Below are 24,456 nucleotides of genomic sequence, written 5' to 3' on the forward strand. Positions count from 1 at the left end.
TGGGCCTTTCCGCGCCGCCCGCGGGCGAACAGACTGAGTTGCGACGGCGAAAGTAAGCTGAGACACCGTGACGACACTCCACGACCCGACCGCGCGCGGCTTCGCCTCCGACAACTACTCCGGCGTGCACCCCGAAGTGCTCGCCGCGATCGCCGCGGCCAACGGCGGCCACCAGGGCGCGTATGGCGGAGACGACTACACCGCCCGCCTGCAAGAGGTCGCGGCCGACCACTTCGGCGAGGGCGCGCAGGCGTGGCCGATGTTCAACGGCACGGGAGCGAACGTCGTCGGGCTGCTGTCGATGCTCCCCCGCTGGGGCGCAGTGGTGTGCGCGAAGACGGCCCACATCCATTCCGACGAGGGCGGCGCCCCGGAGAAGTCCGGCGGCATCAAACTGCTCACGATCCCCACTCCCGAGGGGAAGCTCACGCCCGACCTCATCGCGCAGGAGGCGTGGGGCTGGGGCGACGAGCACCGCGCCCAGCCGCTCGTGGTCTACCTCACGCAGTCGACCGAGCTCGGCACCCTGTACACGCCCGACGAGGTGCGCGACATCACGTCGTACGCGCACGAGCGCGGGATGCGCGTGTACATGGACGGCGCGCGCCTGTCCAACGCCGCCGCGTCGCTCGACCTGCCGCTTCGGGCGTTCACGCGCGACGTCGGCGTCGACGTCGTGAGCTTCGGCGCGACGAAGAACGGCGCGCTCGGCGCCGAGATGGTCGTCGTGCTGGACGCGGATGCCTCGGACGGCATGATCTTCCTGCGCAAGCACCAGACCCAGCTCGCCTCCAAGATGCGGTTCGTGTCGGCTCAGCTGCTCGCGCTGCTGGAGGGCGACCTCCACCTGCGCAACGCGCGGCAGGCCAACGCGATGGCGCAGCGCCTGCGCGGCGGCATCGAGCAGGGCCTCGCCGACGGCTCGATGCACGGTGTCGAGTTCACGCAGCGCACCCAGGCCAACGCCGTGCTGGCGTCGCTGCCGCCGGGCGTGGCCGACCGCCTGCGCGAGCAGTTCATGTTCTACGACTGGGACGCCTCGAAAGGCGAAGTGCGCTGGGTGTGCAGCTTCGACACCACCGAGGCCGACATCGACGCGTTCCTGGCGGCGCTGCGCGCCCACCTCGGAAGCGCCTACGCCGACAGCGCCTGATCGAGGTCGGCGACGAGGTCTTCCGGCGACTCGATGCCGATCGACACACGCAGCAGGTCGGGCGGGCACGGCGTGCCGGGCCCCTCGATCGAGGCCCGGTGCTCGATGAGCGACTCCACACCGCCGAGCGAGGTCGCCCGCTTGATCAGCCGCACACGGGCCGCGGCGCGGATCGCGGCATCCTCCCCGCCCCGCACGCGGATCGACAGCATTCCGCCGAAGCCGCCCGCCATCTGCCGGGCCGCGAGGGCGTGGCCCGGGTGCTCCGGCAGGCCGGGGTAGAGCACGTCGAGCACACGCGGATCGCCGGCCAAGCGCGTGGCCACGTGCAGGGCCGACGCACTCGCCGCCCGCACGCGCAGGTCGAGCGTGCGCAGCCCGCGCAGCAGCAGGAACGCCTCGAGCGGGCCGAGGATCTGCCCGAGCGATGACCGCACGCGCGCCACGCGCTCCCAGAACTCGTCCTCGCGCGCCGTGCACAGGGCGCCGGCGATGACGTCGGAGTGGCCGTTGAGGTACTTGGTCGCCGAGTGCATCACGAGATCGGCGCCGAGCGCGAGCGGCTGCGTCAGGATCGGCGTCGCCACCGTCGAGTCGACGGCGAGCCGCGCGCCGGCGGCGTGGGCGATCTCGGCGGCTGCCGCGATGTCGGTCACCGACCACATCGGGTTCGACGGCGTCTCGACCCACACGAGCTTCGTGGCGCCGGGCCGCACGGCCGCGCGCAGCGCGTCGAGGTCGCTCGTGTCGACGAAGTCGACGTCCAGGCCCCACTCGGCCGCGTCGCCCCGCAACCAGCCGCGCAGGGCCCAGTACATGACGGTGGGCGCCACCACGTGATCGCCGGGGCGCAGCGCGAGGAACACAGCGGTCGCCGCCGACATGCCGGATCCGAGGACCAGGGATGCCGCGGCGCCCTCGAGCATCGACAGCACCGCCTCGACTTCGCGCACCGTCTCGTTGTGGGGGCGGCCGTATATATTCCCCGAGCGGTATTGATTGTCGGGGTCGCGGATGTACGTCGACGACACGTGGATCGGCGGAGTCACCGCCCGCGTCGCCTCGTCGATCCGCCCGAGCGCCTGCACAAGCAGGCTTCGTTTCGTCCAGTCCATGGGGCCTCCTCAGCGCAACGCGCCCACGCTCGCGAGAGCCAGGCGCACGAGGATGCCGCGGCCGCCCTCCATCTCGGCCGCGAGCGCGTCAGAGGCAGCCTCCGCTGGCGACATCCACGTCACTTCCAGCGCATCCTGGCGCGGCTCGCACGTGCCGGTGACAGGCACGACGAACGCGAGCGAGACGGCGTGCTGCCGCTCGTCGTGAAACGCCGAGACGCCCGGTATCGGGAAGTACTCGGCGACGGTGAAGGGCGTCGGCTGCGGCGGCAGCAGCGGGAACGCCATCGGCCCCAGATCGTTCTCCAGGTGCCGGAACAGCGCGTCGCGCACGGTCTCGCCGTAGCGCACGCGGCCCGACACGATCGTGCGCACGATCTCACCGAGCGGCGTCGCCCGCAGCAGGATGCCGACCTCGGTCACTTGCCCCACGCCGTCCACGCGCACCGGCACGCCCTCGACATACAGCATCGGCAGGCGGCGGCGGGCCTCGGCGAGCTCGACGTCGCTCAGCCACGCCGGATTCGACGCGTTGCCGTGCGGCGGGCCGAAGGGGTCGTCGCCCGCGGGCTCGGGGTCGGGCGTGCGCACAGACATGCTCCTGTTCTACCGCATCGGCGCGGCTCGCCACGCCCGCTCCCCACACTCTCGACCCTCGCGCCCGACGGCCGCCCGGCCCTGCATTCCGGTCGCGCGGTCGTCTTCCGCAGTCGCGCACGCGAGTCGCACGCGCGACTGCGGGTTTCAGTCGCGCGAAGCGGGCCTGCCAGACTGAGGGGATGCCTGACATCCCGCCGCTGACGACCGCGCTGTGGTCGCACGAGCCGCACGAGCGCGCGGGCCGGCCGCTCCTCGTGCTGCTGCACGGATACGGCGCCGACGAGCGCGACCTGTTCGGGTTGCGCCCGCTTCTGCCCGATGAGTTCGTGCTCGCCGCTCCGCGAGCGCCGCTCGGCCTGCCGTGGCCCACCCCCGGCTACTCGTGGTACCCGATCGAAGGCCTGGAGAGCAGGGACCCGTCGCACGTGACCGCCGCCGCCTCCGCCCTGCACGCCTTCATCGACGACGTCGCCGACACCGACAGCGTCGGGCTCCTCGGGTTCTCGCAGGGCGGCGCGATCGCGCTGCAGGCGATGCGGCTGCGCCCCGAGCGCTTCGCGTTCGCGGTGAACCTCAGCGGCTACGCCACGCCGGGCGAGCTGCCGCTGGACGGCGAGCTCGCCCGCATCCGTCCGCCCGTGTTCTGGGGCCGCGGCTCGCGGGACGACATCATCCCCGAGTTCCTCGTCGCGCACACGACCGAGTGGCTGCCCGCGCACAGCGAGTTGAGCGGTCGCGTCTACCCAGGCCTGACGCACAGCATCTCCGACCAGGAGGCGGCCGACGTGCGCGCGTTCCTCGAGCGCCGCCTGGACGGCGGGCAGTGACCCCGCGCTGTTCGCGGCGCGACGCGGACCTTTCACTCAGGTAGTTAGGCAATACTTACTTCTATCCATGCGCGGGAGGACGTTCCAGCCTCGCTGGGTATACTCCCCACGCAACCCCGTCTATCCGCAAGAGCGGAAAGGAAGTCTCGTGATCGAACGGCAGATCAAGCCTGAAGTAGCAGCAATCTTCGCGGAGGTCGCCCGCGGGCGACGCAACATCTACACCGACGACGCCGCATTCGAGGATCTGCTGCAGGCCGCGAAGGCGGCGCTGGAAGAGGCCGACCCCGAGACCGTCGAGCTGATCCAGCAGTTCGCTCGCGCGGAGGTTCCGGACGGCGGCATCCTCTTCCACGGCATGGTCGTCGACCAGGACACGATGGGCGAGAGCCCGCAGGACCCGGTCGCGTTCGAGCACAAGGACCGCGACCCCGACACCGAGGCGGCGCTGCTGGCCTTCGCGTCGGTCGCCGGCGAGGTGTTCTCGTTCGCCCGCCAGCACCGCGGCGCGCTCATCCAGAACGTGTCGCCTGTTCCCGGCCACGAGTACGACGCCGTCGGCACCGGCAGCAGGAGCCTGCTGGACTGGCACTCGGAGGACGCGTTCGACGACGCGCACCCGCAGTTCGTCGGCCTGCTCTGCGTGCGCGGCGACGAGCGCGTGCAGACCGCACTCGCGCCGGTCGACCGCATCCCGCTGTCCGCCGAGGACGAGGCCGTGCTGCGCCAGCCCCGCTACATGCACGGCATCGACAAGGCGTCAGGCGGCACCGGCCGCCCCGAAGACGGCGTGCAGGGCCCCGCGCTCTACGGCGACGACGGCAAGCGCTTCGTCCGCATCGACATGGACTGCGCCGCCGCGGTGGCCGGCGACGACGAGGCCGCCGCCGCGCTGCAGTCGTTCCACGACGGCGCCGACAACGCGGGCATCTACGTCACGCTGGGCGAGGGCGACATCCTGCTGTTCGACAACCGCCGCGTGATGCACGCGCGCACCCCGTTCGAGCCCCGCTACGACGGCACCGACCGGTGGCTGCAGCGCGTCATCATCTCCGACGACCTGGGTCGGTCGACCGATCGCCGCATCAATCACGCGCGCGTCGTGGAGAACGAGCTCGTCGACGCCTGACGCGCCTGTCGGCCGCGAGGTGCGGGGCGCACGCCCTATCCTGGTTTTCTCAGATCAGGGGATTTCGCGCGGTCAGGACGTTGCCCGACGGATGGGCCTGACGGCGCGGGATCAGGAGATTTCGCAGAAGCGCAGCACCCTCCAGCACGGGAGAGACGATGGCTGAGATAGGCCCACTTCGCGCGACGATCTCGCGCGGAGCCCTCGAGGCGAACGCGCGGCGAGGGGCGGCGCAGGCAGGGACGGATGCCGTCGCCGACCTGCGCCGCGACGCCTTCGGCCACGGCATCGAGACCGTAGCGTCCGCGCTCGCCGCGGCGGGCGTCCGTCTCGCGCGGGTCGACGAGCCGGGCACGGCGGCCGGGGTGACCGAGACGGATGCCTCCCCCACCCTCGACAGCCGCACTCTCTATGGCTTGCCCGGAGGCGACGGCGCGCCCGTCATGCGTCTCGCCGGCTCGGTGCTGTCGCTGAAGCGGCTGCTCGCCGGCGAGGGCGTCTCGTACAACCACACGCACATCGCCGAGCGCGACACGCGCATCGCGCTGGTCTCCGGCGGCTTCGGTCAGGGCGTCGCGCGCGGCCTCGGCAACCGGGTCTCGGTCGAGATCGGCGGGGCACGGCATCCCGTCGTCGGCCGCGTCGCGATGGATGTCTGCGTCGTGGATGTCGGCGACGCCCCCGTCGAGCCGGGCGACGAGGTCGTCTACTTCGGCGGAGAGGGCCCCGCGCGCGACGCGCTCGAGGAGTGGGAGGATGCGACCGGGCTCACCGCGGCCGAGCTCGTGTGCGCGCTCGGCCTTCGCGTCCGGCGGGAGGCGGTGGCGTGACCGGGGCGGTCCTGCGCGTCGACCTCGGCCGCATCCTCGCCGACATCGACACGCTGCGCGCGCGCGTCGCGCCGGCGCAGTTCATGCTCGTCGTCAAAAACGACGCGTACGGGCACGGCATCGACCGTGTCGTCGCCGCGGCCGCGGCCCACGGCGTCGAGTGGTTCGGCGCGTTCGACGTGCCGATGGGCGTGCGCGCCCGCGCCGCCGCCGGGCCCGGCGCCCGCGTGTTCTCGTGGGTGACGGTCGGGCGCGACGAGATCGCCGTCGCGCTGGACGCCGGCCTCGACCTCGGCGTCGGCGACGCCGGCTACCTCGAGAACGTCGCCGCCGTGTCGGCCGGGCGGGCCGCGCGCGTGCACCTGAAGATCGACACCGGGCTGCACCGCAACGGCATCCGCCCCGAGGACTGGGCCGGGGTCGTCGCGCGCGCGGCCGAGCTGGAGGCGCGAGGCGACATCCGCGTGGTCGGCGTCTGGAGCCACATCGCCGAGACGAGCGACGAGGCCGACGACCAGGCGCGGGCCGAGTACACGGCCGCCGTCGCCGTCGCCCGAGACGCCGGCCTGCGGCCCGAGGTGCTGCACCTCGCCGCAAGCGCGGCGGGCTTCGCGCGCAGCGAGTTCCGCCACGACCTCGTGCGGTTCGGGGCGTTCAGCTACGGCATCCGCTCCACCGACGGGCCGGCGCTGTGCGGCGTCGTGCCGGCCGCGACACTGCTCGCGCCGGTGACGCGCGTCGACGGCGACACCGTCGAGGTCGCGTACGGCTCGCTCGACGGGCTGCCGTCCACGCTGGCCGGTCGCGCGGCGGTGGGCACCCCGGGTGGGGCGCGGCCGCTGCTGGCCGTGCGCGGCACGTCGCTCACCGTCGGCTCATGGCCCGGCGCCGCGGTCGGCGACCAGGTGGCGGTGTTCGGGCCCGGAGACCTCGAGGAGTCATCGGTGACCACCCTCGCCGAGGCGATCGGCACCGTGGGCGAGGAGATTATCGTGCGGGTCTCACCCCTGGTCCCCCGCGTCTACGTGTAGCAGGCCCCGCGGCGGGCGCGGCGGGTAAACTGGCCGCGGCCCTGTTCCCGACGTGAGGAATGACATGACAGAGATCGCCGTCGCGCTGTGACGCGCTGATCCGTCGATCCCCGACGTGTCGCGCGCCCAGCCGAACCGCTGCTTCCGCAGTCCGTTCGCGCGCTGACCGTCGATCCCACCTCGCCGTTCCGGCATCCGGCCCCGTGTCAGCACGCCTGACATCCGAGGACCCGATGCCACACCCATCCATCACGCTCGACAGCGTCTCGTACGCGTGGCCCGACGGCACGATCGCGCTCTCCCACGCGTCCGGCTCGTTCGGCGCCGGCCGCACGGGACTGGTCGGGCGCAACGGCTCCGGCAAGACCACGCTGCTGCGGCTCGTCGCGGGCGAGCTCGCCCCGACGTCGGGACACATTGTCACGACGGGGGATGTCGCGTACCTCCCCCAGCGGCTGACGCTCGAGGTGGACCGGCCCGTGGCCGAGCTGCTCGGCATCGCCGACGCGCTGTTCGCGCTGCGCGCCATCGAGTCGGGCGACGCCTGCCCGCGGCACTTCGACGCTGTCGGCGACGACTGGGACGTCGAGGCGCGCGCCACCGTCGCGCTCGCCGAGGCGGGCCTTGCCGCCGACGCCCTCGACCGCCGCGTCGGGGAGCTGTCGGGCGGCGAGGCCGTGCTGACGGCGGTCGCCGGCATCCGACTGCGGGGCGCGCCGATCACGCTCCTCGACGAGCCGACCAACAACCTCGACCGCGAGGCCCGCGCGCGGCTGTACGAGCAGGTGCGCGGATGGCGCGGCGCGCTCGTCGTGGTCAGCCACGATGTCGCGCTGCTCGACCTCATGGACGACACCGCCGAGCTGTACGGCAGCGAGCTGTCGGTGTTCGGCGGCCCGTACTCCGCGTGGCGCGAGTGGCTGGAGACCGAGCAGGGTGCCGCCCGGCAAGCCGAGCGCGCCGCCGCCCAGGCCGTGCGGCGCGAGAAGCGCGAGCGCATCGAGAACGAGACCAAGCTGGCCCGGCGTGTCTCGGTCGGCAAGAGGGCCCGCGTCAACAAGCGCGTGCCGCGCGCGGTCGCGAAGCTGCGGCAGCGTTCCGCGCAGGTCTCTGCAGGCAAGCTGCGCGGCGACATGGCCGATCGGGAGTCGGCGGCGCGAGACGCGCTCGACGCAGCCGAGCGCCGCGTGCGCGACGACGACGCCGTGCGCATCGACCTGCCCGACCCCGGCGTGCCCGCCGCCCGCCGCATCGCGACGCTCGGGCCGTGGACGGTGCAAGGACCCGAGCGCGTGGCCCTGATCGGCCCCAACGGCATCGGCAAGACGACGGCGCTGGAGTGGCTAGTCGCGAGTGCGTGCAACAACTCCGCCTTCCCGCCTCGGGCGACGGGCGGCCGGCGCGGAAACACGGGAGTCGCGGCTCGCGCCGTTGCGCCGAGACTGAGTTGTGACGCCGTCGTCGCGCACACCGACCGGGTCGGCTACCTCCCGCAGCGCGTGGACGGGCTGGACGACGACGCGTCCGTGCTCGAGAACGTGCGCGCGGCTGCGCCCGACGCGCCTCCCGCCGACGTGCGCAACCGGCTCGCCCGGTTCCTCATCCGCGGCGCGACGGTCGATCGCGCGGTCAGATCGCTGTCCGGCGGCGAGCGCTTCCGCGTGGCGCTGGCGCGGCTGCTCCTGGCCGACCCGCCGCCGCAGCTGTTGGTGCTCGACGAGCCGACGAACAACCTCGACCTCGACACCGTCGACCAGCTCGTCGAGGCGCTCGGAGCGTACCGCGGAGCCGTGCTCGTCGTGAGCCACGACGATGTGTTCCTCGACCGGCTCGGGCTCGACGCCACGCTCGAGCTCGGACCCGAGGGAATCGCCGTGCGCCGTTGAGCCTGTCTGCCGACCGTTGCGCGGTCGCGATCGGCGGGGCCGTCCTGCCCGGCATGTCAGGCAAAATGTGGCTGCGCGCCGGCGGTGGTCGCTTCTTCCGTGACATCCTCCGCGAGCGTGTTCGGGAAGCGGCGGCTTCCCGTGGCACACACCCGCACGTTCCCTGACATGGTCGGCGGAGGCGGATGTCGGGGGCACGGGAGAAGATGGAGGGATGGGCGATGTGCTCGAGCGCTTCGGTCCTGCGACGCGGGACTGGTTCCGCGGCGCCTTCGAGTCGCCGACTGACGCGCAGGCCGGTGCGTGGCGCGCAATCTCGGCGGGCAAGCACACGCTCGTGGTGGCGCCCACCGGATCGGGAAAGACCCTGTCGGCCTTCCTGTGGGCGATCGACCGGGTGTTCCGGGAGAAGGATGCCGCGGCGCCCCCGCCCGCGAGAGGCCGGCGCCGCACGGCCCCGCCGCCCGGCACGAGCATCCTGTACATCTCGCCGCTGAAGGCGCTCGGCGTGGACGTCGAGCGCAACCTCCGCTCGCCCCTCGTCGGGATCGGGCAGTCTGCGCGCCGCCTCGGCGTCACCGTGCCCGAGGTCACAGTCGGCGTGCGCTCGGGCGACACCACGTCCGCTGATCGGCGACGGCTCGTCGTCGACCCGCCCGACATCCTCATCACGACCCCCGAGTCGCTCTACCTCATGCTCACGAGCCAGGCCGGCGAGACGCTGCGCGACGTGCACACCGTGATTGTCGACGAGATCCACGCGGTCGCCGCGACCAAGCGCGGCGCGCACTTGGCCGTGAGCTTGGAGCGGCTCGACGCGCTGCGCCGGGCGCACGACCCCGACGCGGCGCCGGCGCAGCGCATCGGCCTGTCGGCGACGGTGCGGCCGATCGACGAGGTCGCGCGGTTCCTCGGCGGAGCGCAGCCGGTCGAGATCGTCGCGCCGCGGGCGTCGAAGGCGTTCGACCTCCGCGTCGTTGTGCCGGTTGAGGACCTGTCGAACCCTCCGCCCGCGCCGGGGGCTGCGGAAGCCGACCCTTCCCCTCGACAAGCTCAGGGCAGCGCGGGCTCAGGGACCGGAAGCGACGACGACGACTGGTTCGCCGCCTCCCCGGGGCCGGGAGCCGGCGGCACGGAGATGACGGGATCGGTGTGGCCGCACGTCGAGGAGGCGATCGTCGACCGCATCCTTCAGCACCGCTCCACCATCGTGTTCTCGAACTCGCGCCGCCTCGCCGAGCGGCTCACCGGCCGGCTGAACGAGATCTACGCCGAGCGCGTCGGCGCGCCGACGCCCGAGCCGGCCATTCCCGCCGCCACGATGGCGCAAGCAGGCAGCTCGGCGGGGGCAGAGCCGGTGCTCGCGAAGGCCCACCACGGGTCGGTGTCGAAGGAGCAGCGCGCGCAGGTCGAAGACGAGCTGAAGTCCGGGCGCCTGCGCTGCGTCGTGGCGACGAGCAGCCTCGAGCTCGGCATCGACATGGGCGCCGTCGACCTGGTGATCCAGGTCGAGGCGCCGCCGTCGGCGGCATCCGGGCTGCAGCGCGTGGGGCGCGCGGGGCACCAGGTCGGCGAGGTGAGCCGGGCCGCGCTGTTCCCGAAGCACCGTGGCGACGTGCTGCACACGGCGATCGTGACGGAGCGGATGCTGGCGGGCCAGATCGAGGCGATCGCGGTCCCGCAGAACCCCCTCGACATCCTGGCCCAGCAGACCGTCGCCGCCTCTGCGACCGGGCCGCTCGACGTCGAGGGCTGGTTCGAGACCGTCAAGCGCAGCGCGCCGTTCCGCACTCTCCCTCGCAGCGCGTTCGAGGCGACGCTCGACCTGCTCGCGGGGCGCTATCCGTCCGACCGGTTCGCCGAGCTGCGGCCGCGCGTGGTGTGGGACCGCGACCACGGCGTCATCACCGGCCGGCCCGGCGCGCAGCGGATCGCCGTGACCAGTGGCGGGACGATCCCCGACCGCGGCCTGTTCGGCGTGTTCGTGGCGGGCGAGACGCGCAACGCGCGGGTCGGCGAGCTCGACGAGGAGATGGTCTACGAGTCGCGCGTCAACGACGTGTTCACCCTCGGCACGACGAGCTGGCGCATCGTCGAGATCACGCACGACCGCGTCAACGTCGTGCCCGCGTTCGGCCAGCCCGGCAAGGTGCCGTTCTGGCATGGCGACGGGCTCGGCCGGCCGGCCGAGCTGGGCGAAGCGCTCGGGCGCTTCAACCGCGAGGTGTCGGCGGCCGACCCGGCGGCGGCCGGCGAGCGGCTGCGCGCGGCGGGGCTCGACGAGCTCGCGTCCGCGAACCTCCTCGCCTATCTCGCGGAGCAGCGCGAGGCGACGGGCACCCTCCCCACCGACCGGGCGCTCACGGTGGAGCGCTCACGCGACGAGGTCGGCGACTGGCGCGTGATCTTGCATTCCCCGTACGGCATGCACGTGCACGCGCCGTGGGCGCTCGCGGTGGGCGCGCGCATTCGCGAGCGGCTCGGCGTCGAGGGGTCGGCGGTCGCGAGCGACGACGGCATCATCGCGCGAGTGCCGGATGCCGAGGCCGAGCCGCCCGGCGCGGAGCTGTTCGTCTTCGACCCCGACGAGCTCGAGCAGCTCGTCACCGACGAAGTGGGCGGGTCGGCGCTGTTCGCCTCGCGGTTCCGCGAGTGCGCGGCGCGGGCGCTGCTCATGCCGCGCCTGAATCCGGGCCGCCGCAGCCCCCTGTGGCAGCAGCGGCAACGCTCGGCGCAACTGCTGGAGGTGGCGCGCGAGCACCCCACGTTCCCGATCATCCTGGAGACCCTGCGCGAAGTGCTGCAGGACGTGTACGACCTGCCGGCGCTCCTGCGCATCGCGCGGAGCATCGGCGAACGCCGCATCCGGCTGGTCGAGACGTCGACGCAGCAGCCATCGCCGTTCGCGCGCGACCTGCTCTTCGGATATGTCGGCGCGTTCATGTACGAAGGCGACTCGCCGCTGGCCGAGCGCCGCGCGGCAGCGCTGTCGGTCGACCCGGCGCTGCTGAGCGAGCTGCTCGGCCGGGTCGAGATGCGCGAGCTGCTCGACCCCGCAGTCATCGCGCAGTTCGAGCTCGAGGCGCAGCGGCTCGCCCCCGACCGCCGCGCGCGCGGCAAGGAGGGGGTCGCGGATCTGCTGCGGGTGCTGGGACCGATGGATGCCGCCGAGGTCGCCGCCCGTCTCGTCCCTGCGGACTCTGAGCCCAGCCCGGCCCCTGACTCCAGCCCGGTCCCTGAGCTTGTCGAAGGGCCGGGTGCCCTGCCTGCCGCGTCGGCCCCCGATGCGTTCGCGAGCACCGAGCCGCCGACGGTCACTGGCCCTTCGACAAGCTCAGGGACCGGGACAAGCTCAGGGACCGGGACAAGCTCAGGGACCGAGCGCAGCGACGAGGCGACCGAGTTCCTCCAGGCGCTGGTCGCGGAACGCCGCGCCGTGCCGGTCACGATCGCCGGTGTCGCGCGGTACGCCGCGATCGAGGATGCCGGGCGACTGCGCGACGCCCTCGGCATCCCGTTGCCCGTCGGCATCCCGACCGCCTTCCTCGAGCCTGTCGCCGATCCGCTCGGCGATCTCGTCGCGCGGCACGCGCGCACGCACGGCCCGTTCCGCACCGTGGATGTCGCGGCTCGCCTCGGCATCGGCGCGGCGGTCGCACGGCAGACGCTGCAGCGCCTCGAGACGCAAGGACGGGTGTCGAGCGGCTTCTTCCTCCCTGAGGCCCCCGCCGCCGCCCCGCCCCCGGCCCCTGAGCCTGTCTCGGCCCCTGAGCCTGTCGAAGGGCGCCCCGACGAGGCCGACTGGTGCGACGCCGAGGTGCTGCGGCGGCTGCGGCTGCGGTCGCTGGCGGCGATCCGCGGCAGTGTCGAGCCCGTGTCCCCCGACGCGTACGCGCGCTTTCTGCCCGACTGGCAGCACGTCACGCGGCCTCTCGAGGGCGTCGACGGCGTCGCGTCCGTCATCGAGCAGCTGGCGGGAACGCCGATTCCGGCCAGCGCGTGGGAGTCGTTGGTCCTGCCGAGCCGTGTGCGCGACTACGCGCCGGCGATGCTCGACGAGCTCACGTCGTCGGGAGAAGTGCTGTGGTCGGGGCACGGATCGCTCCCCGGGCGGGACGGGTGGATCGCGCTGCACACCGCGGACGCGGCGTCTCTCACGCTGCCGCCGCGGGACGCCCTTCGACAAGCTCAGGGGCCGGATGGTGGCCAGGGGCCCGAAGAAGAGCTCGAGGCGCGCCTGGTCAACATCCTGGGCGCCGGCGGGGCGTACTTCACCGCCCAGCTGCGGGCTCTGGCCGACGCCGAGAACGAGCAGTCCGTCATCGACGCGCTGTGGAACCTCACGTGGTCGGGCCGCGTCACGAACGACACCTTCGCGCCGATCCGCACGCTGCTGGGGGGTGGCTCGCAGGCCCACAAGACGACGCGGCGCGCGCCCCGCGCGCGGTTGTACCGCGGCGCTGCGCTGGCCGGCGGACGCACTCCGCCCCGCCCGCCGACGCTCGGCGGCCGGTGGTCGCTGCTGCCCGAGCCCGAGTCGGATCCCGCGCTGCGCGCCACGGCGAGCGCGAGCCTGCTGCTCGACCGGTACGGCGTCGTCACTCGCGGCTCGGTGCAGGCCGAGGGGCTGCCCGGCGGCTTCGCGCAGGCGTACCGCGTGCTGGCCGGGTTCGAGCAGGCGGGGCACTGCCGGCGCGGCTACATCATCGAGAAGCTCGGCGCGGCGCAGTTCGCGGCATCCGCCACGATCGACCGGCTGCGCGAGTTCTCGCGGCCCGACCCCGACTCCCACGAGGCGGCGCAAGCTCAGGCCCTTCGACGAGCTCAGGGACCGGAGCGCGCCGCCCTCACGCTCGCCGCCACCGACCCCGCCAACCCCTACGGCGCGGCGCTCGCGTGGCCGGCGCTGGACGGCGTGAGCCATCGCCCGGGCCGGAAGGCCGGCGGCATCGTCGTGCTCGTCGACGGGGCGCTCGTGCTCTACCTCGAGCGCGGCGGCAAGTCGGCGCTCGCGTTCACCGACGACGACGGACTGCTGGCCGCGGCGGCACGCAGCCTGGCCGACACAGCCCGAGCACGGCGGCTCGACACCCTCACCATCGAGCAGGTCAACGGCGCCTTCGTCTACGGCACGGCAGTCGGGCGCGCGCTGCGCGACGCCGGCTTCGTCGAGTCGACGCGCGGCCTCACCCTCCGGAGGGCGCGTGGCTGAGACACGCCCCGAGGAGGGTCGGGATGCCTGAGGGCGACACCGTCTTCCGCACGGCGAAACGCCTGAACGACGCGCTCGCCGGGGCCGAGGTCGCGCGGTTCGACCTGCGCGTTCCGGGCAGCGCCACCGTCGACCTGCGCGGCCAGACCGTGCACGGCGTGGTGGCGCGCGGCAAGCACATCCTGCACCGCATCGGCGATGTCACGCTGCACTCGCACCTCAAAATGGAGGGGCGGTGGGACCTCTACCGCCCGGGCGAGCGGTGGCGGCGACCGCAGTTCAAGGCTCGGGCCATCGTCGGCGTCGACGAGAGCGCTGCCGGCCCCGTCGACGCCGTCGGCTTCGACCTCGCCATGGTCGAGGTCGTGGCGACCGCTCACGAGCAGTGCCTGGTCGGGCACCTCGGGCCCGACCCGCTCGGGGAGTGGGATGCCGCAGAGGCCGCCCGTCGGCTCGCGAGCGACCCGCGCCCGGCGCACGTCGCGCTGCAGGACCAGCGCAACATCGCCGGATTCGGCAACGAGTACGCGAACGAGATCCTGTTCGTCCGCGGCATCCATCCCGAAACGCCGGCGACCGAGACCGACGCGGCGGCGATCGTCGACCTCGGCGCGCGCATGATCCGATCGAATGTCGCCCGCGTCGACCGCACGTTCACGGGCGACCCGCGACCCGGCAGAACGAACTGGGTCCACCGGCGCGAGGGCAGACCGTGCCGCCGATGCCACACGCCGATCCGCGGCGGCGCCCTCGGGGCCGACCCGACGAGCGAGCGCATCGTGTTCTGGTGCCCACGCTGCCAGCCACGGTGACCACCGCCGCAAGGTTTCGAGTTCGTAAAGCCTGTCGTCGGGCGCTCGCTGAAGGGTTGCGCGCGACGGGCACAGCGCTAGCCTGGCGGTACGCGCGGCCACCCAGACGCAGCGCGGAATCGAGGTGCTTGACGTGACAACCACCGCCGCAGCCACGCAGACCGGCTCGGTCGTCCTGTCCCGTGTCACGCGGCGCTACGGCGAGCACACCGCCGTCGACGACCTGTCGCTCGCGATCGAGCCCGGCGAGTTCCTGTCGCTGCTGGGCCCGTCTGGCTGCGGCAAGACGACGACACTGCGCATGATCGCGGGCTTCGAGCAGCCGGATGCCGGCGACATCCTGGTCTCCGGGCGCAGCGTGCTGGGCGTTCCGCCCTACAAGCGCGACGTCAACACGGTGTTCCAGGCGTACGCGCTGTTCCCGCACATGACCGTCGCCGAGAACGTCGCGTACGGACTGCAGCAGCGCCGCGTCGCGAAGGCCGAGATCCGCGAGCGCGTGGCCTCGGCCCTCGACATGGTGCAGATGCGCCGATTCGCCGAGCGCAAGCCGACCCAGCTCTCCGGCGGCCAACAGCAGCGCGTCGCGCTGGCCCGGGCGCTCGTGAACAGGCCGGCCGTGCTGCTGCTCGACGAGCCGCTCGGCGCGCTCGACCGGCAGCTGCGCGAGGAGATGCAGCTCGAGCTCAAGCTCATCCAGTCGCGGCTGGGCATCACGTTCGTCTTCGTCACGCACGACCAGGGCGAGGCGCTGTCGATGAGCGACCGCATCGCGGTGATGCGCGACGGCCGCATCGAGCAACTCGCCGACTCCGACACGATCTACGGCCGGCCCGCGTCGGCGTACGTGGCCGCGTTCGTGGGGCAGCAGAACTTCTTCGACGGGACGGTGAGCACGGATGGCGCGGCCGTCGAGACGCCGCACGCGCTTCTGCGCCCGGCGACCCCGGTCAGCACGGTCGCCCCCGGCGTCGCAGCGCGGGCCGCGGTGCGCCCCGAGTTCGTCGAGCTGTCGACCACGCGCCCCGCGGGAGAGGCGAACCTCATCGAGGCGCGCGTGATCGGCCAGTCCCATCTCGGCGAGACGATGCAGTTTCTCGTCCAACTCGGCTCCGAGCAGTCCGTGCTCTCACGCCGCCCGACGCCCGACTCGCCCCGGCTCGCCGTGGGCGACACGGTGTGGGCGTTCTGGCGGCCGGATTCGGTGCAGGTCTTCCCCGCCGACGAGGCGGCAGCCGCCAGCGGGTACGTGGAGCCGCCCACCACCGCAGCGATCCGCGGCGGCTGAGCCGCCCTCCCCTTGAGTCCCCGAGAGAACAGAGGCAGAAATGGCCGAGCAGCAACCGATCCGCATCCTCGCCAGCCGCGCCGCGGCCCCGATCATCGCCCGAGAGCTCTCCCGACGACGGTTCCTGTCGCTGGGCGCGCTGGCCGGAGGCGCGGCGTTCCTGGCCGCGTGCTCGTCGTCGGCGAGCACGAAGCCCTCGACCGCCGCCACCGGTGGCACGCTCGAGGACTCGTTGTCGATCTACTCGTGGGGCGACTACGACGCGCCGGACGTGCTGACCGCCTTCACCGACGAGCTCGGCCCGAAGATCACGATGGACTCGTTTGGCTCGAACGAAGAGCTCATCTCGAAGCTCGTCGCCGCGAAGGGCACGGCAGGCTACGACATCATCGTGCCCACGGGCGTGTTCATCCCGCAGATGATCGAGAACGGGCTGCTGCTGCCGCTGAACAAAGACCTCATCCCGAACATCTCCGAGGTGGACCCGGCCTACCTCGGCCGCGAGTGGGACCCCGAGAACGAGTACTCGATCTGCAAGGCGTGGGGCACCACCGGCTTCGTGTACGACAAGACCGTCATCACGCGCGAGCTGACCACGTGGAGCGACTTCCTCGACGCGGCGCAGAACGAGGCCAGCGGCAAGACCAGCGTGCTCGATGACCCGGCCGAGATCACCGGCATGTACTACTGGGCGAACGGCATCGACTGGAACACCACCGACACCGCCGACATCGACAAGTGCGAGGACTTCATCGTCAACACGCTCGCCCCGCACATCGCCGCGTTCGACTCGTATCCCGGCTCGGGCGCCATCCCGAACGGCACGCAAGTGCTCATCGAGGCGTGGAACGGCGACGCGCGCCAGGGGATCATGAACGCGTCCGACCCGGACAAGTGGCAGTGGGTGCTCGGCTCCCCCACCACCGAGCTGTGGATGGACAACTGGGCGATCGCCGCCAGCGCGCCGCACCCCGAGGCCGCGCACGCGTTCATCAACTACGTGCTCACACCCGAGAACGCCCTCGCCGAGCTCGACTACATCGGCTACCACACCGGCGCGAAAGACATCCAGTCGATCGCCGAAGGCGAAGGGCTCAAGCTGCTCGACCTCGTGTTCTTCACGCCCGAGCAGCTCGCCACGATGAAGGACGGCGCGGTCAACGAGGCCCAGCAGCGCACCGTCGACATCTGGAACAAGGCGAAGGCCGCCGCGGGTGCGTAAAGTCCGCCTCCCGGCGTTCGCGCTCGCGCTTCCCGCGTGGGCGTGGCTCGTGCTGTTCTTCGTGCTGCCGGTGGCGGTCGTGTTCTGGTACAGCTTCGGCTACAAGCCGGGCCTGTTCGGCACGCACGCCACCGACATCCTGTCGTTCGACCGGTACCTCGAAGTCCTCACGCCCACCTTCTTCGACACGTTCTTGAACACGCTGTGGATCGGCATCAGCGGCACCGCCCTGTGCTTCCTGATCGGGGCGCCGGTCGCGTACTGGATGGCGGTGAAGGCGCCGGCGCGCTGGAAGGGACTGCTCCTGGCGCTCGTGCTCGTGCCGTTCTGGACCAACTTCCTGGTGCGCACGATCGGCTGGCAGGTGATCCTCGCCCCGGAGGGATGGCTGTCGCAGGCGATGCAAGCCGTCGGCCTCGGGCCGATCGACATCCTCCACACGCGCGCCGCCGTGCTCTTGGGCGTCGTGTACAACTACCTGCCGCTCATGATCCTGCCGCTGTTCGTCGCGTTCGACCGCGTCGGCGAGCCGTCGCGCGAGGCCTCGAAAGACCTTGGCGCCGACCGCTGGCGCACCTTCGCACGCGTCACCTTCCCGCTCGCCCGGCCCGGCATCGTGGTGGGCGCGCTGCTCGTCTACATTCCGCTGATGGGCGACTACATCACCGCCACCGTGCTCGGCGGGGCCAAGGGCAACATGGTCGGCCAGCTGGTCGCCGCCCAGTTCCAGACCGCGCAGAACTGGGCACTGGGCTCGGCGATGGCGATCACGCTGATCCTCATCATCGTGGCCTCCGCGGCCGCCATCGGGCTGCTGCTGTGGCTGGTGTCGCTGCCGTTCCGGCTCGGCAACCGCCTCGTGCTGCAGAAGGCGGAGGCGACGCCATGACCGCCGTCGACCGCACGACCGCCGCCCCCACGCACCGGCAGCGCAAACCGCTCACCGAGCGCCTGATGGCGGTGTGGAGCGTGCTCGTGTTCGCGTTCCTGTTCCTGCCGATCCTCGTGATCGTCGTGTACTCGTTCAACAACGGGCGCCTCCTCATCGCGTTCCAGGACTTCGGGTTCGACGGCTACCTCGCGCTGTTCCAGAAGACGGTGCTCAGCGACGCCGTGCTGGTGTCGCTGCGCACGGGAGCGATCGCGTCGGTGCTCGCGACGCTGCTCGGCACGCTCGCCGGCATCGCGCTGGCCCGCAAGCCCGGCAAGTGGACGTTCTGGTTCGTCGGCCTGCTGCTGCTCACCGCTGTCACCCCCGAGATCGTCGACGCGGTGTCGCTACTGCCGTGGCTCGTGTTCCTGGGGCAGGACCTCGGGCTCTCGATGTTCAACGACGGCACCGTGCGGCTCGTCATCGGCCACTCGCTGTTCTCGGTCGCCGTCGTCACCTACATCGTGCGCGCGCGGCTGGTCGGGCTCCCCGCGAACCTCGAGGAGGCGTCGGCCGACCTGTACGCGCCGCCGGTGCGCACGTTCGTCCAGGTGACGCTGCCGCTGGCGATGCCCGCCGTGCTGGCCGGCGCGCTGCTGGCGTTCACGTTCAGCCTCGACAACACGATCGTGTCGGCGTTCGTGCAGGTGTCGGGCTCCACGCCGTGGCCGGTGTACGTGCTGAGCGCCCTGCGCTCGGGGCTGCGGCCGGAGATCGCGGCGGTCTCGACCATCATGCTGGTGCTCACCCTGCTCTCTCTCGCCGTCGTGGCGATCGTGCTCAAGCGCGCCGGCGACTCGGCCACCGACATCGCGCGCACGATGGCGGGCGGATGACATGACCCGCGCCGACCTCGTCTTCACGGGCGGGCCCGTCTTCACCGCGAACACCGTGCGCTCCCGCGCCACGGGCGTCGCCGTCTCGGGCGGCCGCATCGTCGCGGTGCTCCCCGCCGACGGGCGCATCGACGACCTCATCGGCCCGCGCACCGAGGTGGTTGACCTGACGGGGCGGATGCTGGCTCCCGGCTTTCAGGACGCGCACGTCCACCCGGTCTGGGGCGGACTCGACATGCTGCGGTGCGACCTGTCGCAGCGCGAGTCGCAGCCGGAGTACCTCGAGCTGATCGGCGCGTACGCGGCATCCCACCCCGACGACGACTGGGTGCTCGGCGGCGGCTGGTCGATGTCGGCCTTCCCCGGCGGCACGCCCACTGCCGCCGCTCTGGACGCCGTCGTGCCCGACCGGCCCACGTTCCTGCCCAACCGCGACGGGCACGGCGCGTGGGTGAACTCGGCGGCGCTGCGGCTGGCGGGCATCGGGCGCGACACGCCCGATCCGTCTGACGGGCGCATCGAGCGCGACGCCGACGGCAACCCGTCGGGAACCCTGCACGAGGGCGCGATGAGGCTCGTGAACCGGCTGCTGCCGGAAGAGCCGGTGGAACGCCTGACCGAGGCCCTGCTGGTCGCGCAGCGCTACTTGCACTCGTACGGCGTGACAGCGTGGCAGGACGCGATCGTGGGCTCGTACGGCGACGCGGGCGACCCGGGCCCGGCCTACCTGCGGGCGGCGGCGGATGGCACGCTGACGGCGCGCGTGGTGGGCGCGCTGTGGTGGGACCGCACCGCGGGGCTCGAGCAGATCGCGTCGCTCGTGGAGCGGCGCGCGGCGGCCCCTGAGCACGTCGAAGGGCGCGCGGGCACGTTCGCCGCCACGAGCGTCAAGGTCATGCAAGACGGCGTGGCCGAGAACTTCACCGCCGCGATGCTCGAGCCGTACTGCGACGGGCACGGGCACCCGACCGACAACTCGGGCCTCTCGTTCGTCGACCCGGCGATCCTGAACGAGGCGGTGCCGCAGTTGGACGCGCTCGGGTTCCAGGTGCACTTCCACGCGATCGGCGACCGCGCCGTGCGCGAGTGCCTCGACGCCGTGCAGCACGCGGTCGAGCGCAACGGACGCGGCGACAACCGGCACCACATCGCGCACCTGCAGGTCGTGCACCCCGAAGACATCCCGCGGTTCCGCCAGCTCGGCGTCGCGGCCAACATGCAATCGCTGTGGGCGGCGCTCGAGCCGCAGATGGTGGAGCTGACGCTGCCGTTCCTCGGGTCGCCGCGCGACGCGTGGCAGTACCCGTTCGGCGACCTGCTGCGCGCGGGCGCCGTGCTGGCGGCGGGCAGCGACTGGTCGGTGTCGACGCCGAACCCGATGGCGGCGATCCACACGGCCGTGAACCGCACCGCCGCGCGCGACTACGCCGAGGGCGACTACGAGCCGTTCCTGCCCGAGCAGGCGATCGACCTCGGCACGTCGCTGACCGCGTACACGGCGGGGTCGGCGTGGGTGAACCACCTCGACGCCGACACCGGAACGGTCGAGGCCGGCAAGCTCGCCGACCTCGTCGTGCTCGACCGCGACCCGTTCGCGGGGCCGGCCGACGAGATCGGCGAGACCCGCGTGCTGCAGACGTTCGTCGGCGGCGAGCGCGTGTACGCGGCCGACGACGCGTGACGCTGGCTGGCGCGGCCGGCGCCGGCTTGCCAAAGTAGGAGGATCACCCGGATGTCGGAGGATCGGACGTGAACTCTCCGACATCCACCCGATCCTCCGACAATCGAGAGGGAGCACAGTGGGAACGACGGTCTTCGAACGGAACCGGCCACCGGCGTCCGTGGTCCAGCACAGCCTCGACGGCGCTCGGCACGCCGTCTTCTGGATCGACGACCTGCCCGCCGAGCTGCGGCCCGACCGGCCGTCGCTGCGCGGTGCGCGGACGGCCGACCTCGTCGTGGTCGGTGGCGGCTACGCGGGGCTGTGGACGGCACTGCTGGCAACCGAGCGGATGCCAGGCAAGCGCGTCGTGCTGCTGGAGGCGAACCGCGTCGGCTGGGCGGCCTCCGGCCGCAACGGCGGGTTCTGCGAGTCGAGCCTGACCCACGGCCACGAGAACGGGATGTCGCGCTGGCCCGACGACATGCCGGAGCTGGAGCGGCTCGGGATGGCGAACCTCGACGCGATCGAGGAGGCCGAGTCGCGCTACGGCATGGACTTCCACTTCGAGCGCACCGGCCAGCTCGCCCCCGCGGTCGAGCCGCACCAGGTGGAGTGGCTGCGCGAGGCGGCGGACGACGACGAGGAGGCCGTGTTCCTCGACCGCGACGAGGTGCAGGCATCCATCCACTCCCCGACGTACCTCGCGGCGCTGTGGGAGAAGCGCACCTGCGGGCTCGTGCACCCCGCGCGGCTCGCGGCGGAGCTGGCCCGGGTCGCCGAGGAGCGCGGCGTGGAGATTTTGGAGCGCTCGCTGGTCAAGCGCGTCGACACGAGCGGCGCAGGGGTCGTCGCCGAGACGGCGGACGGCACGGTCGAGGCTTCGCAGGCGGCGCTGGCGACGAACGTGTTCCCGTCGCTGCTGCGGCGCAATCGGCTCATGACGGTGCCGGTGTACGACTACGTGCTGATGACCGAGCCGTTGTCGGACGAGCAGCTCGCGTCGATCGGCTGGGGCGACCGGCAGGGCATCGGCGACATGGCGAACCAGTTCCACTACTACCGGCTGACGCGCGACAACCGCATCCTGTTCGGCGGATACGACGCGGTGTACTTCTACGGGCGCAAGGTGCGGCCCGAGTACGAGAACCGGCCCGAGTCGTGGGAGCGGCTGGCGAGCCACTTCTTCACGACGTTCCCGCAGCTCGAGGGGCTGCGTTTCACGCACACGTGGGCGGGCGCGATCGACACGTCGACGCAGTTCACCGCGTTCTTCGGGTCGGCGCGCAAGCGGCGCGTGGCGTACGCGGCGGGCTTCACGGGGCTCGGTGTCGGGTCGACGCGGTTCGCCGGCGAGGTGATGCTCGACCTGTTGGAGGGGGCGTCGACCGAGCGCACGGCGCTCGAGATGGTGCGCAAGCGTCCGCTGCCGTTCCCGCCCGAGCCGGCGGCCGCGATGGGCATCAACGCGACGCGGTGGTCGCTCGACCGCGCCGACCACAACGGCGGGCGCCGCAATCTGCTGTTGAAGACGCTCGACGCGGTCGGGCTGGGGTTCGACTCGTGAGCGGGTCAGATGCCGGCGGCGGGCTGGGTGCCGGCGGCGGGCCGGGTGTCGGCGGCGGGTTGGACGCGAGCAGCGGACTGGCCGCGGGCGCCGTGGTGGATGCCGCGAGCCTGCCGCTCGCGCACGAGCCCGTTCCGGCGGAGCAGGTCGTCGCGGGGTCGCCGACGGCGGCGGTCGCCGAGTTGACCGACACGGTCGGGGTGTGGGAGCACACGCCGGGGGTGTCGACCGACGTCGAGGCCGACGAGGTGTTCGTCGTGCTGTCGGGCTCGGCCACGGTCGAGTTCGACGATCCCGCGGTCGAGGCGATCGAATTGCGCCCGGGCTCGGTCGTGCGCCTGGCGGCGGGGATGCGCACGGTGTGGACGGTGCGCGAGACGCTGCGCAAGGTCTACGTGCTCCCGCCCGGCTGACCCCTGTATCCCGCCCGGCCCCTATATCCCCCGCCCCGCTCCCTGAGCCCCGCCCGGCCCCTGAGCTTGTCGAAGGGCCCGCGAGCGCGACAACCTCCGGTCGTCGAGCGAGGACGCGCGAAGCGCGCCCGAGACGAAACGCGGCGACCGCCACGCCACGGCCCGACATCCCCGACCGCGACCCGAACTCGCGCCCTACTCCGCGGGCAGCTGGTCGGGGTAGACGATGTCGATCTCGGTGATCGCGAGCGGAAAGTCCCGCCTGTTGTTGGTGACAAACTGCTCGGCGCCGGCGGCGACTGCCGTTGCGAGGTGAGCAGCGTCGGCAGCGCGGAGGCCGTACGAGATCGCGAGGACGAGCGAAAGCCGGGCGGTGGCATCGTCGAAGGGATGCAGCTCGATCCGACTGAGCACTCCGAGGAGGGCGGATGTCTCGGCGGAGTCCGCGTCGTCGCGCATCGGCTTCGCCAACACTTCGGTGAGCAGGAGGACGGAGCCGACACGCTCGAGGTCTGGCGACGCGAGCAGCGGCGCGACGCGCGCGCCGAGCGGATGGTCGGCGGCCGCCGCGTAGATCAGGACATCTGCGTCGAATGCGATCTTCGCAGTCACCGGTCGGACCGATCGGCCCCGACGGACTCCGCCAGGGCGTCTGCCCGCGCTGCCGTGAGAGCCGGCTCCGCCAGTGGCGCCTCGCGCGCGCGAGTCAGCAAAGCGCCCATCTGGTCGGCCCGGCTCCAAGCGTCGGATGCACGGCGGTTGCGAAGCACCTCGGGCGCGACGAGCACTGCGACGACGCGGCCGTGGCGCGTGATCGCGACTTCTTCGCCCGCCTCGACGCGGTCCAGCTGCGCCGGCAGGGTCTGTCGCGCGACACTCGCACTGATCCTCGACATGACCTTATTGTACGCTCTTGTACGCTTTTGCACAGTTCTTGTGCTGTTCACTGGCTCAGGCGGCGTTTCGCCAGTGCTGGCGTTCGGGCGGAGGGTCCCACAGCCACCGCAGCGGCGACTTGGACCGCAGGACGATGGGCTCGCTGAAGCCGGCGCCTGGGGGTGGGTGGAGGAGGAAGGGCCCGTCGTCGTGGCGGGTGATGCGCCATCCGTTGTTGTGGAGGCCCAGGTGGTGGAATCGGCACAGCAGCACCCCGCGGTCGCAGTCGGTGTTGCCGCCGTCTGCCCAGTGGTCGCAATGGTGCGCCTCGCACATCTCGGGTGAGCGGTCGCAGCCCGGCCACAAGCATCCGCCGTCGCGGACCGCGAGGGCGAGTTTCTGTTTCGGGGTGAACAGCCGGGCCTCGCGGCCGACGTCGAGGGGGTTCCCGCACGAGTCGACCGTGACCTGCACAGCGCCGGTGGCGCACAGCGCCCGCTCCAGCACGGGCCCGGGCGTCGTGATCGCGCCGTCGACGGAGTGGGCTGTGGCGACCAGCCGGCCGAACGCGTCCCGCCGGGAGTGCGCGCCCGTGACCGCGTCCTTGACCACCACAAGGCGGACGCCGGCCTCCTTGGCCCCGTAGACGTCGCTTGCGGTGGCGAGCGCTCCGGCGCGGAGCGTGTCGATGAGCAGGTCGTACGCGACCTGCTCATTGGTTCGGGGGTCTTTCACGAGGGCGTCGGCGGCCTGCTTGTCGTCGTCGGCGACGAACCTCGGCCCTCCCCGGCGCGGGGACAGTGCGGTGTCGAACAGGTGCTGCTCCCACGCGCCCATCTCGTCGTCGTACACGATCGACCCGCGCCGCACGCCGTCCGCGTCCGTCCACGACCGGTACGACCGCCGCTGGAACCGGGCGTCGAAACGGTCCTGCGCGCCGGTCGGGTCCAGCATGTCGCGCACCGCCCGCGCGCGGGCGCTCAGGTCCTCGACCGTGCACCCGGCGGCCTCCCGGGCCAGCTGCGCCGCCGCCGCCCGCCACGCCGCGGCCACCTCGTCGGCCAAGCG

The 24,456-nt window shown here is 72.4% G+C and carries 20 protein-coding genes; 15 read left to right on the forward strand and 5 right to left on the reverse strand.

The window, feature by feature from the left end; genetic code table 11:
* Positions 1-67 precede the first annotated feature (67 nt).
* Entirely contained in the window at positions 68-1,153 is a 1,086-nt protein-coding gene (locus QM611_RS01060) for a threonine aldolase family protein (protein ID WP_415078035.1), read from the forward strand.
* Here the strand turns inward: QM611_RS01060 and QM611_RS01065 are convergent.
* Positions 1,135-2,268, reverse strand: a complete 1,134-nt coding sequence (locus QM611_RS01065; RefSeq protein ID WP_415078036.1) for a trans-sulfuration enzyme family protein — start codon at positions 2,266-2,268, stop codon at positions 1,135-1,137. The genes QM611_RS01060 and QM611_RS01065 overlap by 19 nt on opposite strands.
* A gap of 9 nt (positions 2,269-2,277) precedes the next feature.
* A complete protein-coding gene (locus QM611_RS01070) occupies positions 2,278-2,865 on the reverse strand; it encodes a DUF4916 domain-containing protein (protein WP_415078038.1) in 588 nt (195 codons plus the stop codon).
* Between the two features lie 182 nt (positions 2,866-3,047).
* Here QM611_RS01070 and QM611_RS01075 point away from each other — a divergent pair, with 182 nt between their 5' ends.
* The 14 genes from QM611_RS01075 to QM611_RS01140 all read left to right on the forward strand — a co-directional run bounded on the left by QM611_RS01075 (position 3,048) and on the right by QM611_RS01140 (position 22,512).
* Entirely contained in the window at positions 3,048-3,695 is a 648-nt protein-coding gene (locus tag QM611_RS01075; protein ID WP_415078039.1) for an alpha/beta hydrolase, read from the forward strand.
* Positions 3,696-3,843: 148 nt separating this feature from the next.
* Positions 3,844-4,824 carry a TauD/TfdA family dioxygenase gene (locus tag QM611_RS01080; RefSeq protein ID WP_415078040.1) on the forward strand — a complete coding sequence of 327 codons (981 nt, stop codon included), beginning with the start codon at positions 3,844-3,846 and terminating at the stop codon, positions 4,822-4,824.
* 158 nt (positions 4,825-4,982) lie between these two features.
* Positions 4,983-5,654: an alanine racemase C-terminal domain-containing protein gene (locus QM611_RS01085; protein WP_415078042.1), complete on the forward strand. Its 672-nt coding sequence runs from the start codon at positions 4,983-4,985 to the stop codon at positions 5,652-5,654.
* Positions 5,651-6,685, forward strand: coding sequence for an alanine racemase (locus QM611_RS01090; protein WP_415078043.1), 1,035 nt, complete (start codon positions 5,651-5,653; stop codon positions 6,683-6,685). Before QM611_RS01085 ends, QM611_RS01090 begins: the two co-directional genes overlap by 4 nt.
* Before the next feature lie 233 nt (positions 6,686-6,918).
* Positions 6,919-8,571: an ABC-F family ATP-binding cassette domain-containing protein gene (locus tag QM611_RS01095; protein WP_415078044.1), complete on the forward strand. Its 1,653-nt coding sequence runs from the start codon at positions 6,919-6,921 to the stop codon at positions 8,569-8,571.
* Between the two features lie 214 nt (positions 8,572-8,785).
* Positions 8,786-13,783: a DEAD/DEAH box helicase gene (locus tag QM611_RS01100; RefSeq protein WP_415078045.1), complete on the forward strand. Its 4,998-nt coding sequence runs from the start codon at positions 8,786-8,788 to the stop codon at positions 13,781-13,783.
* Positions 13,784-13,806: 23 nt separating this feature from the next.
* Positions 13,807-14,595 (forward strand): DNA-formamidopyrimidine glycosylase family protein, encoded by a 789-nt coding sequence (locus tag QM611_RS01105; protein ID WP_415078047.1) that lies wholly within the window; start codon positions 13,807-13,809, stop codon positions 14,593-14,595.
* 124 nt (positions 14,596-14,719) lie between these two features.
* On the forward strand, positions 14,720-15,883 hold the full coding sequence (locus QM611_RS01110; RefSeq protein ID WP_415078049.1) for an ABC transporter ATP-binding protein: 1,164 nt from the start codon (positions 14,720-14,722) through the stop codon (positions 15,881-15,883).
* 40 nt (positions 15,884-15,923) lie between these two features.
* Positions 15,924-17,105 carry a spermidine/putrescine ABC transporter substrate-binding protein gene (locus tag QM611_RS01115; protein WP_415078050.1) on the forward strand — a complete coding sequence of 394 codons (1,182 nt, stop codon included), beginning with the start codon at positions 15,924-15,926 and terminating at the stop codon, positions 17,103-17,105.
* Positions 17,098-17,994 (forward strand): ABC transporter permease, encoded by an 897-nt coding sequence (locus QM611_RS01120; protein WP_415078051.1) that lies wholly within the window; start codon positions 17,098-17,100, stop codon positions 17,992-17,994. The genes QM611_RS01115 and QM611_RS01120 overlap by 8 nt, the downstream gene beginning before the upstream one ends.
* The gene (locus QM611_RS01125; protein WP_415078053.1) at positions 17,991-18,872 is read left to right on the forward strand and encodes an ABC transporter permease; all 882 of its coding nucleotides are present in this window, start codon (positions 17,991-17,993) and stop codon (positions 18,870-18,872) included. Before QM611_RS01120 ends, QM611_RS01125 begins: the two co-directional genes overlap by 4 nt.
* Position 18,873: 1 nt before the next feature.
* Positions 18,874-20,553 (forward strand): amidohydrolase, encoded by a 1,680-nt coding sequence (locus QM611_RS01130; RefSeq protein WP_415078054.1) that lies wholly within the window; start codon positions 18,874-18,876, stop codon positions 20,551-20,553.
* Positions 20,554-20,671: 118 nt separating this feature from the next.
* On the forward strand, positions 20,672-22,099 hold the full coding sequence (locus tag QM611_RS01135) for an NAD(P)/FAD-dependent oxidoreductase (protein ID WP_415078055.1): 1,428 nt from the start codon (positions 20,672-20,674) through the stop codon (positions 22,097-22,099).
* Positions 22,096-22,512: a cupin domain-containing protein gene (locus QM611_RS01140; protein WP_415078057.1), complete on the forward strand. Its 417-nt coding sequence runs from the start codon at positions 22,096-22,098 to the stop codon at positions 22,510-22,512. Before QM611_RS01135 ends, QM611_RS01140 begins: the two co-directional genes overlap by 4 nt.
* Before the next feature lie 195 nt (positions 22,513-22,707).
* Here QM611_RS01140 and QM611_RS01145 read toward each other — a convergent pair whose 3' ends face one another.
* The 3 genes from QM611_RS01145 to QM611_RS01155 all read right to left on the reverse strand — a co-directional run.
* The gene (locus QM611_RS01145) at positions 22,708-23,124 is read right to left on the reverse strand and encodes a type II toxin-antitoxin system VapC family toxin (protein WP_415078058.1); all 417 of its coding nucleotides are present in this window, start codon (positions 23,122-23,124) and stop codon (positions 22,708-22,710) included.
* On the reverse strand, positions 23,121-23,408 hold the full coding sequence (locus tag QM611_RS01150) for a type II toxin-antitoxin system Phd/YefM family antitoxin (protein ID WP_415078059.1): 288 nt from the start codon (positions 23,406-23,408) through the stop codon (positions 23,121-23,123). Before QM611_RS01150 ends, QM611_RS01145 begins: the two co-directional genes overlap by 4 nt.
* Before the next feature lie 55 nt (positions 23,409-23,463).
* On the reverse strand, positions 23,464-24,456 hold a 993-nt coding region (locus tag QM611_RS01155; RefSeq protein ID WP_415078060.1), incomplete at its 5' end, for a DUF222 domain-containing protein.

The organism is Microbacterium sp. (assembly GCF_047606685.1).
GTDB lineage: Bacteria > Actinomycetota > Actinomycetes > Actinomycetales > Microbacteriaceae > Microbacterium.

Bases quoted from the DNA above. Each gene is read 5' to 3' on its own strand.
- QM611_RS01065 (WP_415078036.1), bottom strand. From the start codon at position 2,268: ATGGACTGGACGAAACGAAGCCTGCTTGTGCAGGCGCTCGGGCGGATC.
- QM611_RS01070 (WP_415078038.1), bottom strand. From the start codon at position 2,865: ATGTCTGTGCGCACGCCCGACCCCGAGCCCGCGGGCGACGACCCCTTC.
- QM611_RS01075 (WP_415078039.1), top strand. From the start codon at position 3,048: ATGCCTGACATCCCGCCGCTGACGACCGCGCTGTGGTCGCACGAGCCG.
- QM611_RS01085 (WP_415078042.1), top strand. From the start codon at position 4,983: ATGGCTGAGATAGGCCCACTTCGCGCGACGATCTCGCGCGGAGCCCTC.
- QM611_RS01095 (WP_415078044.1), top strand. From the start codon at position 6,919: ATGCCACACCCATCCATCACGCTCGACAGCGTCTCGTACGCGTGGCCC.
- QM611_RS01100 (WP_415078045.1), top strand. From the start codon at position 8,786: ATGGGCGATGTGCTCGAGCGCTTCGGTCCTGCGACGCGGGACTGGTTC.
- QM611_RS01105 (WP_415078047.1), top strand. From the start codon at position 13,807: ATGCCTGAGGGCGACACCGTCTTCCGCACGGCGAAACGCCTGAACGAC.
- QM611_RS01115 (WP_415078050.1), top strand. From the start codon at position 15,924: ATGGCCGAGCAGCAACCGATCCGCATCCTCGCCAGCCGCGCCGCGGCC.
- QM611_RS01125 (WP_415078053.1), top strand. From the start codon at position 17,991: ATGACCGCCGTCGACCGCACGACCGCCGCCCCCACGCACCGGCAGCGC.
- QM611_RS01130 (WP_415078054.1), top strand. From the start codon at position 18,874: ATGACCCGCGCCGACCTCGTCTTCACGGGCGGGCCCGTCTTCACCGCG.
- QM611_RS01150 (WP_415078059.1), bottom strand. From the start codon at position 23,408: ATGTCGAGGATCAGTGCGAGTGTCGCGCGACAGACCCTGCCGGCGCAG.